The 15,257-nt window shown below is 31.9% G+C and carries 17 protein-coding genes and 1 pseudogene; 17 read left to right on the plus strand and 1 reads right to left on the minus strand.

Annotated elements, in window-relative coordinates; translation table 11 throughout:
- The first annotated feature begins 130 nt into the window (after positions 1-130).
- Both M4I21_RS00735 and M4I21_RS00740 read left to right on the plus strand, forming a co-directional pair.
- Positions 131-1,816, plus strand: a complete 1,686-nt coding sequence (locus M4I21_RS00735; protein WP_249557039.1) for a serine hydrolase domain-containing protein — start codon at positions 131-133, stop codon at positions 1,814-1,816.
- 140 nt (positions 1,817-1,956) lie between these two features.
- Positions 1,957-4,098, plus strand: a complete 2,142-nt coding sequence (locus tag M4I21_RS00740; protein ID WP_249557040.1) for a tetratricopeptide repeat-containing hybrid sensor histidine kinase/response regulator — start codon at positions 1,957-1,959, stop codon at positions 4,096-4,098.
- Positions 4,099-4,391: 293 nt separating this feature from the next.
- Here the strand turns inward: M4I21_RS00740 and M4I21_RS00745 are convergent, their stop codons facing one another.
- Positions 4,392-4,772, minus strand: coding sequence for a Fur family transcriptional regulator (locus tag M4I21_RS00745; RefSeq protein WP_249557041.1), 381 nt, complete (start codon positions 4,770-4,772; stop codon positions 4,392-4,394).
- Positions 4,773-5,074: 302 nt separating this feature from the next.
- Here M4I21_RS00745 and M4I21_RS18635 point away from each other — a divergent pair, with 302 nt between their 5' ends.
- The 15 genes and pseudogenes from M4I21_RS18635 to M4I21_RS00820 all read left to right on the plus strand — a co-directional run bounded on the left by M4I21_RS18635 (position 5,075) and on the right by M4I21_RS00820 (position 15,250).
- On the plus strand, positions 5,075-5,296 hold the full coding sequence (locus M4I21_RS18635; RefSeq protein ID WP_349628825.1) for a hypothetical protein: 222 nt from the start codon (positions 5,075-5,077) through the stop codon (positions 5,294-5,296).
- Complete coding sequence (folE, locus tag M4I21_RS00755) at positions 5,286-5,951, plus strand: GTP cyclohydrolase I FolE (RefSeq protein ID WP_249557042.1); 666 nt, start codon at positions 5,286-5,288, stop codon at positions 5,949-5,951. Before M4I21_RS18635 ends, folE begins: the two co-directional genes overlap by 11 nt.
- 706 nt (positions 5,952-6,657) lie before the next feature.
- Positions 6,658-7,221 carry a TetR/AcrR family transcriptional regulator gene (locus M4I21_RS00760; protein WP_249557043.1) on the plus strand — a complete coding sequence of 188 codons (564 nt, stop codon included), beginning with the start codon at positions 6,658-6,660 and terminating at the stop codon, positions 7,219-7,221.
- 53 nt (positions 7,222-7,274) lie between these two features.
- Positions 7,275-8,267, plus strand: coding sequence for an alpha/beta fold hydrolase (locus tag M4I21_RS00765; RefSeq protein ID WP_249557044.1), 993 nt, complete (start codon positions 7,275-7,277; stop codon positions 8,265-8,267).
- Positions 8,268-8,272: 5 nt separating this feature from the next.
- Complete coding sequence (locus M4I21_RS00770) at positions 8,273-8,599, plus strand: TfoX/Sxy family protein (RefSeq protein WP_249557045.1); 327 nt, start codon at positions 8,273-8,275, stop codon at positions 8,597-8,599.
- A 2-nt stretch (positions 8,600-8,601) separates the two neighbouring features.
- Positions 8,602-8,931 (plus strand): NAD-dependent epimerase/dehydratase family protein, encoded by a 330-nt coding sequence (locus tag M4I21_RS00775; protein ID WP_249557046.1) that lies wholly within the window; start codon positions 8,602-8,604, stop codon positions 8,929-8,931.
- Positions 8,932-8,939: 8 nt separating this feature from the next.
- Positions 8,940-9,137 carry a hypothetical protein gene (locus tag M4I21_RS00780; protein WP_249557047.1) on the plus strand — a complete coding sequence of 66 codons (198 nt, stop codon included), beginning with the start codon at positions 8,940-8,942 and terminating at the stop codon, positions 9,135-9,137.
- 10 nt (positions 9,138-9,147) lie between these two features.
- Positions 9,148-9,537, plus strand: a complete 390-nt coding sequence (locus M4I21_RS00785; RefSeq protein ID WP_249557048.1) for a hypothetical protein — start codon at positions 9,148-9,150, stop codon at positions 9,535-9,537.
- A gap of 23 nt (positions 9,538-9,560) precedes the next feature.
- Positions 9,561-10,302: pseudogene (locus M4I21_RS00790) on the plus strand (SDR family oxidoreductase).
- A gap of 18 nt (positions 10,303-10,320) precedes the next feature.
- The gene (locus M4I21_RS00795) at positions 10,321-11,388 is read left to right on the plus strand and encodes a haloalkane dehalogenase (protein ID WP_249557049.1); all 1,068 of its coding nucleotides are present in this window, start codon (positions 10,321-10,323) and stop codon (positions 11,386-11,388) included.
- Between the two features lie 20 nt (positions 11,389-11,408).
- Positions 11,409-12,044, plus strand: coding sequence for an SDR family oxidoreductase (locus tag M4I21_RS00800; RefSeq protein ID WP_249557050.1), 636 nt, complete (start codon positions 11,409-11,411; stop codon positions 12,042-12,044).
- Between the two features lie 68 nt (positions 12,045-12,112).
- Positions 12,113-12,556 (plus strand): nuclear transport factor 2 family protein, encoded by a 444-nt coding sequence (locus M4I21_RS00805; protein ID WP_249557051.1) that lies wholly within the window; start codon positions 12,113-12,115, stop codon positions 12,554-12,556.
- Between the two features lie 28 nt (positions 12,557-12,584).
- On the plus strand, positions 12,585-13,580 hold the full coding sequence (locus tag M4I21_RS00810) for an SDR family NAD(P)-dependent oxidoreductase (RefSeq protein ID WP_249557052.1): 996 nt from the start codon (positions 12,585-12,587) through the stop codon (positions 13,578-13,580).
- A 47-nt stretch (positions 13,581-13,627) separates the two neighbouring features.
- The gene (locus M4I21_RS00815; protein WP_249557053.1) at positions 13,628-14,326 is read left to right on the plus strand and encodes a DNA alkylation repair protein; all 699 of its coding nucleotides are present in this window, start codon (positions 13,628-13,630) and stop codon (positions 14,324-14,326) included.
- A gap of 21 nt (positions 14,327-14,347) precedes the next feature.
- Complete coding sequence (locus M4I21_RS00820; protein ID WP_249557054.1) at positions 14,348-15,250, plus strand: haloalkane dehalogenase; 903 nt, start codon at positions 14,348-14,350, stop codon at positions 15,248-15,250.
- The last annotated feature ends 7 nt before the right edge of the window (positions 15,251-15,257 follow it).

The raw sequence follows: 15,257 nt of genomic DNA on the forward strand, positions 1-15,257 counted from the left end.
GAAACTACGCATATACAAGATCTATGGTCAATAGATTTAATACTTTATTCTTTTTGTAACTCAAGCCTATTATTTGTCGTCCTACAAACAAATAACATTTAGAAAAAATGAAAAGACCAATTTAAAAACTATGTCAAATATAAAAATGATGATTAAAAACAGTATAGCATTACTTAGTGTCCTTTTTTCCTTTTTAACCTATGCTCAAGATATGGCAGAATATACAAGTGGTTGGGAAGGCAAAATTGAAAATTCAAAATCATTCAACTTAAAAGTTGAAATAGAAAATCTAGGACTTGAAACAGCTAGATTCAAAATTTCGAATACTAAAAATATTATTGACTATCCATTTGATTTTAAAAGCACGTCAATAGTAAAAATACCATTTGCAGAAAATTATTCTTTTGAGGGTGTACTTTCTGAAAATGGAAAAGAGATTAACGGCTTTATTAAATCTGGTTTATTACTTTATCATGTAAGGTTAACACTGTCAAATTCAAATTCGTTTGTAGGTGTTTGGAATGTAGTCATGGCAGACAACTTAAAGTCTGATAAATTCTATTTAAGCCTAGAAAATGGATTGGAAAACGACTATGAGGCTTATCCTTTTTTTGGTGATACTACATTTACAGGAACTTGGTGTACCAATTTTGAAAAAGAAAATGATAGTTTGTTTTTTGAAGATTTTAAAACAGGATTAAAGTTTAAAGGAAAATTACGTCCTCAAAAAATTATTTTAGGAATTTATATAGGCGATGGTTTAGTTACTCAAATCGATTTAAAAAAAACCAACACAGATTGGGAAATAGGCTTGTTCGATACCAATAGAAAGGAGAAAAACGTGGGAAACCTTGAACTTAAAGAAATGGAAAAACGTATCGCAAAAGATAGTTTTCCTAATACACATTCCGTTTTAATTTCAAGAAAGGGTAAGCTTGTATACGAAAACTATTTTGAGGGTTACAATTCCAATATTCCTCATCAGATGAAATCAGCTTCAAAAAGTATATCGTCTGCCATAGTCGGAATAGCAAAAGACAAGGCATTATTTAAAAATGTTGAGCAATCAATTTTCGAGTTTTTACCTCATAAATATCAAACACATAAAGACAGTTTAAAATCAAAAATAAATATACAGAGCCTTTTAACAATGAGTTCTGGAATAGATGCTATTGATTATGGTATTAACGCCAATCCAAAATCACCTGCTGTAGAAGATAATTTTCAGATGACCAAAGACTGGACAGAAACAATATTAGATTCTAAAATGATTAATAGTCCAAATACGAAAGCCAATTATGGTTCTGCCAATCCCTATCTTCTTGGTGTGGCAATGGACTCTATAGTTTCAGAATCATTGGCATTGTTTATGGATAAAAATTTATTTCGCCCACTTAAAATTTCAAATTACGTAATTCAATCAGATTTAAAAGGAACCCCATACTTTGGTGGTGGAATGTATCTTACACCAAAAGATATGCTCAAATTTGGAGAATTATACCTGAATAAAGGGAAATGGGGATCTAAACGAATTCTATCAAAAAAATGGGTTAAAAATTCCTTTAAAAATTATAGAAATTTAGAAAATGTATCAGAAAAAAATGGCTATGGTTATTTATGGTGGCATAATACCTACGAAACTAAAGGAAAACCAATAAAATCTATTGAAGCAAGAGGTAATGGTGGCCAGTATATTTTTGTTCTTCCTTCTTTAAAAACAGTTGTAGTTGTAACAGCTGGTAATTACAGAAATGGAAAAACACAACAACCTGAACTAGTTTTTGAAAAATATATTTTACCATATCTTAAAAATTAAGGAAAGCCACTGGGTCTAAAAACAGCATTTATTATAATACTAGGAGGGAAGTAGTGTGCACGTTTATCGGTATTTATTCTTTTTTAAGTCGTTTTTAAAATATTCTTTTTATCTTAAAAGGAAATATAAAAACATACATATTGAAAAAAAATCTATTTCTAATCTTTCTTGTATGTTGCTATAGCTTCACTGTTTTCTCTCAAAGCAATTTAAATAAAGTAATAGATAGTGTTAATATATTAATTGTATTATCTAAAGAACAAAATTTAAAAGGGAACTATAAAGATGCGCTCAAGTATGCCACTTCAGCTGTGCAATATGCTACAACAAAAAAGGATAAATTACTACAGGCAAGGGCCTATGTAAGTTTAGCGAACACTTACCAGATAATTGATGATACCGATAATGCTAAAAAGTATTATAACATAGCATTAAATAAAGCTAAAAACACAGATAACTACTTTGTAAACGTAGCTAGCCTTAATGGACTAGGAAATATATACTCAAATGATTTTAGTACAGCAGATAAAGCCGCAGCTTATTTTGAGGCTTCAATAGTACACGCATTAAAAGCAGGTAAAAATGAATATGCATTTTTAACGTATTTTAATATAGCTGGTATGTATTTAAATTTTGAAGATGCAGATAAAGCTTATCCATACATTATAAAAGCAGAAGAGCAATTAACAAAAATTGATAAGGAAAAGCCCTTAAATGCTGCGCTGTTGAATTTAAATTTTGCCATATACTACAAGTTAAAAAAGAATTATAAAGTTGCAGCAAACTATATAGAAAAAGCACGAGTACTAGGAGAACAGCACAAGCTTAATAGAGAACTAATAGATATTTATGATTTTAAACATGAAATTCATCGGGAATTAGGTGAGTATGATTTAGCTATTGAGAGCCTTAAAAAACAGTATTACTATAAAGACCTAAACTTTAATGCTGAAAAAAACCTTCAAATAGAAGAAGTTACAGCAAATTTTAAGGTCAATGAATTTAAGGAAGCAGCGAAAGCATCTAAGTTAAAAACCAATTATATAATTATAGTAGGTATTGGTTGCTTGTTATTTTTAAGTACATCTTTTTTAGTGTTTTATAATTACAAAAAACGCTTGTCTTTTGTAAAACTAGAGAAAAAGAATGAAGCACTTTTGCAGGCTAAAAATGAAGCTGAACGTGCTAATACACTAAAATCAGAATTATTAATAAATATTAGTCATGAGTTGCGCACACCATTATACGGAATTGTTGGTATTACAAATATGCTTATAGAAGATAAAGCAGCAAAAAGCAATCAAGAAGGGCTCCTTAATTCTTTAAAATTTTCAGGAGACCATTTAAAGTCAGTTGTAAATAATATCCTAAGAATTCATGAGGTAGAATCTAATAGCGTTCGTTTAGAAATCACTAAGGTTAATTTACATTTGCTTTTAAAAAACATAGTAAGCTCTTTAAATTACTTAGCAGATCAACAAGAAACACAATTGGTATTAAACATTTCTAAAGATGTTTTAGAAGTCTACAATATTGATGGCGCTAATTTGTCTGAAATACTTATAAAACTTATTGATAATGCTATAAAGTACACTAAAAATGGTGTTGTTGAAGTTGCCGTTAACTTGGTTAAAAGAGAAGAAAATAAAGATTTTATAGCGTTCAAGGTTTCAGATACAGGAGTTGGAATTTCTAAAAAAAATCTAGCTATGATTTTTGATAATTTTAAACAAGGAAATTCTGAAGAAAATACATCTTATGGCATTGGTCTAGGACTACCTATTGTTAGGCATTTAATAAAAATTATGGGCAGTACATTAGCTGTAACAAGTAATGTAGGTAAAGGTTCGCAGTTCTCATTTATAATCGAATGCGAAGTTTTAAGGGATGATTTAAAAATAGAGCCTGTTTATAGTAAAAAGATCTTAAATATATTGGTTGTAGAAGACAATAAGATAAACCAACTTGTTACAAGTAAGCTAATTAAATCTCTTGGTTATACATGCACAATTGCAAAAAATGGATTAGAAGCTGTAAAATTATGTAACAGCAATGTTTATGATTTAATACTTATGGATCTTAATATGCCAGTTATGAATGGTTTTGAAGCTTCAAAGACTATTAAAGCGAAGCATAAGGATATACCAATTATTGCATTAACAGCATTAGAAATTAGTGAGGTTAAAGAGCGATGTCAAAAAGCAGGTATTAATAGTATTACCAATAAACCAATAAGTAAAGAAGGCTTAGAAGATCTTATACAAATGAACGTATTAGATTAATAATTACAGAACCTTTAAAATATTAAAATTTGCATGTAACAACTCATAAGAATCGTTTAAAATTTTAATTCTTATGAGTTGTAAGACGTATTTAATTTAAAGAGAACGCCTATTTTCTTATTATTGGAATAAAACCGAATTTATAAGGTTTATATATTCTAATCTAAAACACTAAAAGTGATCTAATTAAAAACTGTTTATGCGACTACGTAGGAGGGAAGTAGGAATAGCTATGCCATCCTATTTTAAGTAAGTAATAGTCCAATATTATCAATTTTATATAAGGTGTTTATTTAATTAAAACACGCTTCACACGTTCCTTGAAGTAATATTTGAGACACATGAACTTTACGGTTGGGAATATCAGGAATAAGAATATCTGTTGGTAAACAATCTACTTTGCCACAATCCAAACATTGAAAATGAGGATGAATATCATGGTGTTCTTCACTAGAGCAACCACTGCATTTGGCATACCATTTATGGCCATTTTTTCCTAAAAACGAATGAAGAAAACCATCATCTTCTAGCTTGTCTAAAATACGATATATTGTTGTTTTATTCATCTTTAAATGAAGACGTTCTATTAATGTAATTGCTGAAATAGCTGTTGATTGTTCTTCAAACTCATCCAGAAGTATTTTAACAGATTTTGTTTTCCTTAAAATTCCCATAGTACAAATATAGCGCAACTAAAGTCCATAAAAAAGATAAAACCATATTTACTGCAACTAAGTTGCGTTAAACGATAATAGCATTATATTTGCAACTTAGTTGTATTAATAAAATATGTAATGATCATCACAAACCAAAAATCAGATAACATAGGAGCAATAGCAAGTACACTTTGTCTTATACATTGTGTGGCTACACCACTATTATTTATTATGCAAACGTGTTCTATAACGTGTTGTAGTGCTGCACCATTTGGTGGAAATCTATAGATTATTTATTCTTAGTAATTTCATTTTTTGCCATTTACCGTTCTACAAAAACGACTACCAGTACTTGGATAAAGCCTGCCTTATGGCTCAGCTGGATTTTGCTATTTGTAATTATAGTAAATGAAAAAATAGCGTGGTTTAATTTTCCAGAAAGTCTTATATATGCACCAGCTTTACTACTTATTGCTTTGCATTTATACAATAGAAGATACTGCCAATGTAAAACCACTAATTGTTGTACAAATGAAAAATAAAGAAGAAATTATAAGTGTAGGCGATAATCATTTTTCAACAAGTATAAAAACGCCTTTGCGTGCAGATGCCTTTGCTAGATCTGACGATGAAAAAATAAAGAACATTCAGCATCATTTTAAAATGATAATGGAAGAAATGGGACTAGATTTAACTGATGATAGTTTATCTGGTACACCATATCGGGTTGCAAAAATGTATGTAAAAGAGCTGTTTTATGGACTAAACCCAATAAACAAACCCAAACTGTCCACCTTTGAAAATAAGTACAGGTATAAAAAAATGGTAGTAGAACAGAATATTACTATAGATTCTGCTTGCGAGCATCATTTTTTACCCATAATAGGCTATGCTAATGTTGCCTATATACCAAAAAACAAAGTAATTGGACTGTCTAAAATTAATCGTTTGGTAGATTATTATGCACGTAGACCACAAGTTCAAGAACGATTGGTTATTCAGATATTACATGATTTGCAAACTGTTTTAGAAACTAAAGATGTTATTGTTTCTGTAACAGCAAAACATCTTTGTGTTTCCTCTAGAGGCATAAAAGATCAAAGCAGTTTTACAACGACTTTAGAATATGGAGGCTGTTTTTCAGATACTGAGACCCGTAAAGAATTTCTAAATAGTATAAACCAACAAATGCCATAAAATAAAAAATGATTCTCTTGTAGTACTCCACGGGAATCGCGTATTTAAAAATTTCTTTATCTAATTAAAGGATACTCAAATTATGAGCAGTATGTATTTTGTTGTATTTATATAGTTACTTGTGTTTTTATAACTTTTAGTGATATTCTTTTAATCTCATAATTAAAATTATTCTAATGAAGCCACAATTAGCTTGTACATAATTACTAGATATAAACCTAAAGGTGTTCTATCATTAATTATGTCAAATATCGCCCAAAAGCGCTATTACGCTAATTGTTATTCTATGCACTATAATGTTCTGCGTTATGTAACTTGAGCTTTGGCTACAAGCGAAAGTATTTCTAAAGTTTCTTAAAAAAAATGGTTATTAAAAGTTTCTTCTGTGATGTTAATGAAACCGAATTTATGAGGTTCACGAATTCCTATAGAAAAATATATATAAGCAATGAATAAACACTCTTTAGGCGACGACGTAGGAGGGAAGCGAAATCGACGAAGGAGATTCATGAATTCCTTAACATAAAATAACTAGGTATTAATAAATGTGTGTGAAATGGCAATTATACCAAATCACTAATTTCTTATTAAAATTTAAATAAGTTCTCGTATCGTATTATAATCTTATGTTATTATTATCACAAAATATTGTGTTTATTTTTTCATAACTAATCAATTGATTAGTTTTGTGCTCTAATTTAGTTTTATGCCAAGAGAAAAGCAATATAATGAAGCGGAAGTAATTGAAAGTGCTATGGGCGTATTCTGGCAGAATGGCTATAAAAGTACTTCTTTGCGAATGTTGTCTAAAGAAATGGGAATTAATCAATTTTCTATAAATGCTAGTTTTGGTAATAAGCAAAATCTGTTTTTAGAAAGTTTAAAATTGTACAGAACTAAGCTACAGCAATTATTAAAAACCTTTGAAGAGAATTCTAATGGTATTGAGAGTATTAAGAACTTTTTTTATGCATTTGCAGAATTTTCAAACCAAAATGAGTACAAAAGAGGCTGTTTAATAATCAATACAATGTCTGAATTTGGTCTTGAGGTAGATAAAGAAGTTGGTGCTCTTATTTCAAATTACGCAGAACAGTTAAAGGCTTTATTTAAGAAGAATCTTGAATTCAATACTACAAAAGATAACGACACTATAAAAAGACAATTAAATTACCTTGATTTGGCTATTGGAGGTTTAGGCTTAGCAACAAAAGTAAAAGACAATACAGCCATAGAAGATTATATAGAAATGACATTTAATAACTTATAACATTTTTTTTACCTTAAAACTAATCGATTGATTAGAAACAAATAATAGAACACATGAAAACAAAGAACAACTTAGGAAAAACAGTACTACTTACATTAACAATTGTATTATTAATGGGAAACAATATGCAAGCACAAAAAAAGGAAGTGTATAACAAAGATGTTACCAACAAGAAAGAAAGACCATTTATAGTGGATAAGGGCGAGTATCCTTTTAAAAGTAATTGGTATGAAAAAGATGGCGTTTCTATGCATTATATAGATGAAGGCGAAGGGATACCTATTGTATTAACTCACGGTAACCCAGATTGGTCTTTTTTAAATAGAAATATTATTAAAGAGCTTTCAGGTGAAGCTCGAGTAATAGCGTACGATTTACCAGGATTTGGTTTTTCTGACACGCCAGAAAACTATGGTTTTACACCACAAGAGCATGTAGAATGGATTAGCGCACTTCTTTTTGAACATTTAAAGTTGGATAAATTTATTATCGTTGTTCAAGATTGGGGTGGACCTACAGGGCTATCCGTAGCTACAAGTAACCCAGATAAAGTTTTAGGAGTAGTTATCAGTAATACTTGGGCTTGGAAAGCAGAAGGAAAATTAGAAGGTTTCTCTATGTATATGAGAACACCAGAAATGGAAGCAAAGGTTATCGATAACAATTATTTTGCAACCACATTAATGCAAAGCTCTATTAATAAAAAATCTAGTAGTACTAAAGCAATTACAGATGCCTATGCGATGCCTTTCCCAACCAAAGAATCTAGGATAGGAACGGCTGTTTTTCCACAACAAATTACATTGGCAGAAGATTGGTTAGTAGCGTTAGAAGGAAAACTAAATACTCTAGAAGAGAAACCTGTGGAATTTATTTTTGGATTAAAAGATGATGTAGCTGCTTCACAAGATATTCAAGATAAATGGCGCTCTATTTTTCCTAAAGCACCAGTACAATTGCTTCCTGAAGCAGGACATTTTACACAAGAAGACAGTCCTGAGAGTTTTGTGTTTTCATTGAGAAGAATTCTAAAAAATATAGAATAGATTAAATGGCTGCTTCTACTGATTATTTAGACTTTATTCTTGACCAATTATCAAATTGGAAAACGATAATCACAAAAAGAATGTTCGGTTGTGTCGGTCTTTATGCAGATGGTTTAATGTTCGGTATAATCGCCAAAGAAACTATTTATTTTAAAGTAGACGACTCCAATAAAAACAAGTATTTAGAAGCTGGTTCAGAGACTTTAAAACTTTTTAAAAGTAACAGTGTGGTCGCTTCTTTTTATGAGGTTCCTATTGCTATTCTAGAAGACGCAGATCAATTTGTGGTTTGGGCTGAAACCTCTTTAGAGATTCAAAAAAGAAAAAAATAAGTATGAAAGTAATTATAACAGGAACCACGGGTATGGTAGGACGAGGCGTTTTAATAGAATGTTTAGAATCTCCAAATATTGAAGAAGTATTGGTCATAAACCGAAGCTCTTTGCAAATGCAGCATCCAAAATTGAAAGAAGTAATTCATAAAGATTTCTTCAATTTTAGTTCCATTAAGGAAGAATTAAAAGGGTATGATGCTTGTTTTCATTGCATGGGAGTTTCCTCAATTGGAAAGAAAGAGGAAGAATATCATCGTTTTACCTACGGAATAACGGAAGAATTAGCTAAAACGCTTTATACTATAAATCCAGAAATGGTATTCAATTAATTCTTCCTTTGAAAGGCGCGAAATCCAAGACCGCGTGGGTAAATGCATTCTATTTTATCGCTCGTCCGTTTTTTGGACTTTTAGAAAAAAAGAAAAATAACACCACAAGTGTCAACGTTGGTCTCGCTATGATTAATAGCGTTCTTTTTGGAACAGACAACAAGCTTTTAGAAAATGAACTGGTTAATAAATTAGCAAAAAATTAAACCAATCAAAATGAATAAAATATTTAAAACAATAGTTCTAATAGCTGGTATCTTAAACTTCCCAATAGGTATTATGATGATTGTACAAGCAATCTCTAGTAAAGCGGGCGAAGCTTTAATAACCAATTCGGTAGCAGGTGCTTTTATAATCTTCGCGGGAGCATCACTAATATGGGCGATACAAGAAGTAAACACAAGAGCGTCCATAATCCTTTGGAATGGCTTTGTGCGCTTATTTAACGTATTTCTAGTATCCTATGCTACAACGGTTGGGGATGTGCCACAAGAAATGATATACACTACGGGAATGGATTTAGTATTAGCAATTGTCTTCATAATTGGTAGTGTAAAAGTTACTGGAATACCATTTTCAAAATTAATAGTAGGAAAAACAAATTAATAAAAATTTAAAAATTAAATACGATGAAAAATAATATAGAAGGAAAAGTAGTAGTAATTACAGGAGGAAGTAGTGGATTAGGAGAAGCTACAGCACGTTATTTAGCAGAAAAAGGAGCCAAAATAGTTTTTAGGTGCTCGTAGACTAAATAAATTAGAAGTAATTGCTGATGAAATAAGAAAAAGCGGAGGAGCAATTGAAGTTTTAAAAACAGACGTTACCAAAGCTAATGATGTAAAAGCATTAGTAAAAAAGGCGATTGACAGTTTTGGTAAAATAGATGTAATGATAAATAATGCAGGCATTATGCCATTAGCACCATTAGCTGCACTTAAAGTTGACGAATGGGACAGCATGATTGACGTAAATATCAAAGGAGTATTATACGGAATTGCTGCAGCATTACCAGAATTTCAGAAACAAAAATCAGGTCATTTTATAAATCTTGCTTCCGTAGCCGGATTAAATGTGAGCCCAGGTGGAGCCGTATATAGTGGGACTAAATTTGCCGTAAGAGCGATTAGTGAAGGCTTACGAAAAGAAGTAGGTAAGGACATTAGAACCACCATACTTACACCAGGTCTTATAGATTCTGAATTACAACTAGGAAGCTCAGACGAGGCTACTTCTCAGTTTGTTCAACAAGTATATAAAGATGCAATTCCTGCAATTTCTATTGCTAAAGCTGTCGCTTATGCTATTGAGCAACCTGATGATGTAGATATTAATGAGTTGGTAATTCGTCCTACAGTACAGGAATTTTAAACTAATAAAGGAAAAATTATGAAAAAAATTGTAACTAATTTATACAAAACTAATTTGCGAACATCTATGTTGAAACTTATTCAAAAAGCTCCAGTTATCTTAGCAGCTACCCTGATAATGGGCTCGACAACATTTATAAGTGCTCAAGAACTAAACCCATACGAAGGATACAAAATCCCTCCGCTTGAGATTTCTGCGAAAAATAAATATGAATATAATTATCTGGATATTTTTGGTTCAAAAATGGCATATATCGATGAAGGAAAAGGTGATCCGATTCTTTTCATTCATGGTACCCCGATGTCTTCTTATGTCTGGCGTAATATTATGCCACACGTTGAAAATCAAGGACGCATAATCGCGCCGGATTTAATCGGTATGGGTAAATCAGACAAGCCTGATCTAAAATATACTTTTGATGATCAGTACAAATACCTCGATGCTTTTATAAAAAAAATGAACTTAAAGAATATCACGCTTGTTGTACATGACTGGGGATCTGGTTTAGGTCTTCATTATGCACACCTAAATCCAGATAATATCAAAGGTATTGTTACTATGGATGCCGTGCTTGCACCAATGCAGCCTGCGGAAAGCTATGATTCTATGTCAAAAGTAATGGGAGACTACTTTCGTATGATCCAAACGACGGAAGAAGGTAAGAAATTTCTGTTAGATGACAATATGGTTGTAGAATATGAAATCCCTGCAATGATTGATAGACCGCTTAAAAAAGAAATTCACGATGTTTATCGTGAACCCTACAAGACAATTGAATCACGTACCGCTGTAATGCAATGGCCACTAGAAGTACCTGTTGGTGGTAAACCGGCAACAACGGCTAAATATATCTCTGAGTACAATGCTTGGTTAGAGAAAACAGATACTCCTTGGTTATTCCTCTACGCGACCCCTGGAATAATGAGTACGCCTGCAGTCGCTGACTACTGGACAGAGCGTGCTCAGAATATAGAAACTGTATACATTGGTAATGGCTTACACTTTGTTCAGGAAGACCATCCCTTTGCGATTGGGCGAGCTATTTCTGATTGGTACCGTCGTTTGAATGCCTCGAAATCGAAGTAAATAAAATAAAGAAAAAAAGAATGAAAAAAACATTAGTTATAGGAGCAAGTGGGCAAATAGGAAAAATGCTTGTTGAAAAATTGCTCAAAGAAGAAAATCCTGTAGTTGCCTTGGTTCGTAATGAACAGAAAGGGCAAGAACTTAAAAAACTAGGTGCAGAAATTGTAGTTGGAGACCTTGAAAATGATTTTGAACACGCTTTTAAAGATTGCGATAAAGTAGTATTTAGTGCTGGTTCTGGAGGTAATACAGGTTACGATAAAACACTTTTAATAGATCTATGGGCTGCCAAAAAGGCTGTTGATTATGCTATAAAAAATGATATACAGCATTTTATTATGGTAAGTGGTCTGGGTGCTGGTGATCCTAACGAGTTTGTATCTGACTTAAAACCATATTTAGTAGCGAAGTATTTTGCCGATTATTATTTATTAGAAAGTGGTTTAGCGTATACGATTTTACAACCTGGTAGTTTAATCAATGAAAAAGCAACGGGTTTAATTAGAACTACAAGATCTGAAATTTTTAAAGAGTTAGTCATTCCAAGAGAAGATGTCGCTAATGTAATTGCGTATTGTCTAGAAAATAACTCTACAAAAGGCAAAACAGTTGAGCTATATAGCGGAAAAGAGTCTATTAGAGAATCTCTAAGTTAATGAACTAGTATTTCCTTGGGTACAAAACAAGAGTTTAGTACCTGTGGAATTCATAAAAAAATACAATAATGGAAAATACATTAGAACAAAGAATTCAAAAATTAGAAGATTTAGAAGCTATAAGAACACTACAGGCTACCTACGGTCATTATGTAGATAAAGGTTGGAATGGAAAGGAAATGTATATTGAGAAGCTTACTGACATCTTTACCGAAGATGCTTTATGGGAAGCCCCAGGAGCTGGAGTGCTAGCTAATGGACACAAAGAAATAATGGAATCCTTTACATCTTTTGATGCAGAAAATAAATTTTTCATTCATAGTTTTACGAATCCCATTATTGAAATTAATGAAGATAAAGCTACTGCAAAATGGATTCTTTTTTCTCCAGCTATTGATGGTGAAAAAGTAATTTGTATGCTTGCTAGTTATGATAATGATTATGTTAGAACAAAAAATGGTTGGCGTATTAAAAGTTTAAGACTTAACTTGGCTAATGTACTTGGAGCTTAATAATAAGAACTAATAATAATAAAAAATTATGACTCAAAATAAAACAATACACCTTAATAAAGTACTTGAAGAACATGCTCAAGATATGACAAATAAGGTGGTTGCCATTACAGGCACAACAAGTGGTACCGGATTTGTATTCGCAAGAGAAGTTGCTAAAAAAGGGGCTACAGTCCTATTGCTTAATCGTACAAGTGCAAGATCAGAAAATTCGTATAAGCAGTTAACCGAAGCAGTTCCAAACGGTAAATTTGAAGCTATAGCTTGCGATTTACAAGATTTAGAAAGTGTAAAAAAAGCAGCAGAAAAAATTAAATCGGAATATAATGTTCTTGATGTTTTAGTCAATAATGCAGGCATTATGGCTGTAAAAGATGAAGCGACTAAAGATGGGTATGATGTTCAGATGCAAACAAATGCCATATCACACTTTCTTTTAACCAAAGAATTATACCCTTTGCTTAAAAACAGTAGTGAAGCTAGAGTCATAAACCAAACGTCGTTATCTAGATTAGGTGGACCTTTAAAATCTGCCTATTTTGAGAAAAATGGAGGTAATTTAGGAGGTAATGGCACAGTAGAAGAAACGGCTAATTTTCAAGGTGCTAGATGGGAGCGTTATCACCAAACTAAATTGGCAAACGCAACTTTTACTTATGGTTTAAAAAAGAAACTTTCAGAAGCTAACGTTAAAAATATTATTTCATTATTAGCGCATCCTGGAGTAGCAATAACCAACCTTCAATCAACTTCATCTAAAACAGGTGGAATGGATGTTAACGGAGGAGTTATGAGCCAAGCACAGTCTGCTGAAGATGGTGCGGCTGGAATTATTAGAGCGGCTATGGACAAAGAAGCGAAATCTGGTGATTTTTATGGACCAACTGAAGGTGTAAGTGGTTTTCCTAATTTGTTAGAACCAGAAGAACTACTTTTTGACGCATCTAATGTAGCTATCAATTGGAATGGTTGTGAAAAAGCTGTTGGTGAATATAAAATCACAAACGGTTGGTCATTTCTTTAAATCTAAATTAGGGAAAGAAGCCATCACTATTAGAGTTATTAAATAATATGCAAAACTATCTTCAAGAAATAGAAACAATCACTTCTAAAGCAGGTGAAACAGTTCCTTTACAAAGGAAAGCTTTTAATGCTGGCTTTAGTTTTAGCCTTTTAACTTTTAGTGAACAACTAGAGATATGGAATTATATCTGGACGAACACAAAAGTGTATAGAGCAGAAATGTTTTGTTTGTATTTCTTGGAGGAGCATATTAAAAACAAAGAAGAAATGCTGACCACTTGGTCAACGATTAGAGTATGGCAAGACAAAATTAATCGTTGGGAAACAAGTGATAGTATTTCAAAAATATATGCGCAATTAGTAGAATATGATGCAGCACTAATTTTGCCAACGTATAAAAAATGGAATACTTCTAAAAACCCATGGCATAGAAGGCAAAGTATAGTAGGTTTACTTTATTATAGCGCACATAGAAAGCACTATTTACCTTTTCAGGTACTTATAGATTTGGTAGCACCTTTAATTTCTGACAAAGCGTATTATGTAGAGAAAGGAGTAGGTTGGACGCTTAGAGAAATAGGAAATATATACCCTAAAGAGCAGGAAGCATTTCTATTTAAAAATGCAACTAAAATTTGTGCTTATGGATATAGTGCAGGTACAGAAAAATGGGATAAAACAAAACGAGAAAAACTGAAGGAAATTAGAAAAGTGGGAAGAGTTTTAAACCGCAAAAGTTCAATTTAAAAATTTAAAAAGTAAAAAAATATGACAAACAAAAAACAGATATCAGCAGCGTTTCCTTTTGAGTCTAAATTTCAAGAAGTATTAGATTCTAAAATGCATTATGTAGATGAAGGAGATAAAAATTCAGAACATACTTTTTTACTAATACACGGTAATCCTACATCCAGTTATTTATGGCGTAATATTATTCCGTATGTAAGTCCGTTAGGTCGTGTAGTTGTTCCAGATCTTATTGGAATGGGCAAATCTGACAAGCCAGATATAGACTACACATTAAAAGATCACATTGCTTATTTAGATGCATTTGTTGAAAAGTTAGGGCTAAAAAACGTCATCCTTGTAATACAAGATTGGGGTTCTGGTTTAGGTTTCAATTATGCCAATCAGCATAGAGAAAATGTAAAAGCGATTGTGTTTTTTGAAGCTATGGTTCAAGTTTCTTATTGGAAAAATACAACTAAAGAGACCGAAACTCTATTCAAAAAATTCCGTGACCCTGTAGAAGGACATGAAATGATTGTTAAAAACAACTTCTTTATTGAAGCTATGCTACCTATGATGGCAGGCAGAGAATTAACTAAAGAAGAAATGGACCATTACCGAGCTCCTTATTTGGAAGAAAAGAGTCGTAAACCACTGTTTATGTGGCCAGGTCAAATTTCGTTTGATGGTGTTCCAAAATTCACTACAGATATAGTTAATTCATATAATGAATACCACAAAAATTCAGACGTTCCTAAGTTGCTCTTTTATGCAGAACCAGGACTCATAATTAACCGAAAATTAGGTGAGCATATAGCTGAAACTTGGAAAAATGTTACTGCAGTAGATTTAGGTGAAGGAAAGCATTATCTACAAGAATCACATCCACACGAAATTGGGGAAGGTATTGTAGATTGGTATAAAAAAACATTAAATAAATAAAAGATAA

The organism is Cellulophaga sp. 20_2_10 (genome assembly GCF_023476645.1).
Taxonomy (GTDB): Bacteria; Bacteroidota; Bacteroidia; order Flavobacteriales; family Flavobacteriaceae; genus Cellulophaga.

Bases quoted from the DNA above. Each gene is read 5' to 3' on its own strand.
- M4I21_RS00735 (WP_249557039.1), top strand. From the start codon at position 131: ATGTCAAATATAAAAATGATGATTAAAAACAGTATAGCATTACTTAGT.
- M4I21_RS00765 (WP_249557044.1), top strand. From the start codon at position 7,275: ATGAAAACAAAGAACAACTTAGGAAAAACAGTACTACTTACATTAACA.
- M4I21_RS00745 (WP_249557041.1), bottom strand. From the start codon at position 4,772: ATGGGAATTTTAAGGAAAACAAAATCTGTTAAAATACTTCTGGATGAG.
- M4I21_RS00810 (WP_249557052.1), top strand. From the start codon at position 12,585: ATGACTCAAAATAAAACAATACACCTTAATAAAGTACTTGAAGAACAT.
- M4I21_RS00805 (WP_249557051.1), top strand. From the start codon at position 12,113: ATGGAAAATACATTAGAACAAAGAATTCAAAAATTAGAAGATTTAGAA.
- M4I21_RS00760 (WP_249557043.1), top strand. From the start codon at position 6,658: ATGCCAAGAGAAAAGCAATATAATGAAGCGGAAGTAATTGAAAGTGCT.
- M4I21_RS00770 (WP_249557045.1), top strand. From the start codon at position 8,273: ATGGCTGCTTCTACTGATTATTTAGACTTTATTCTTGACCAATTATCA.
- M4I21_RS00815 (WP_249557053.1), top strand. From the start codon at position 13,628: ATGCAAAACTATCTTCAAGAAATAGAAACAATCACTTCTAAAGCAGGT.
- M4I21_RS00800 (WP_249557050.1), top strand. From the start codon at position 11,409: ATGAAAAAAACATTAGTTATAGGAGCAAGTGGGCAAATAGGAAAAATG.
- M4I21_RS00820 (WP_249557054.1), top strand. From the start codon at position 14,348: ATGACAAACAAAAAACAGATATCAGCAGCGTTTCCTTTTGAGTCTAAA.
- M4I21_RS00775 (WP_249557046.1), top strand. From the start codon at position 8,602: ATGAAAGTAATTATAACAGGAACCACGGGTATGGTAGGACGAGGCGTT.
- M4I21_RS00795 (WP_249557049.1), top strand. From the start codon at position 10,321: ATGAAAAAAATTGTAACTAATTTATACAAAACTAATTTGCGAACATCT.
- folE (WP_249557042.1), top strand. From the start codon at position 5,286: ATGAAAAATAAAGAAGAAATTATAAGTGTAGGCGATAATCATTTTTCA.
- M4I21_RS00785 (WP_249557048.1), top strand. From the start codon at position 9,148: ATGAATAAAATATTTAAAACAATAGTTCTAATAGCTGGTATCTTAAAC.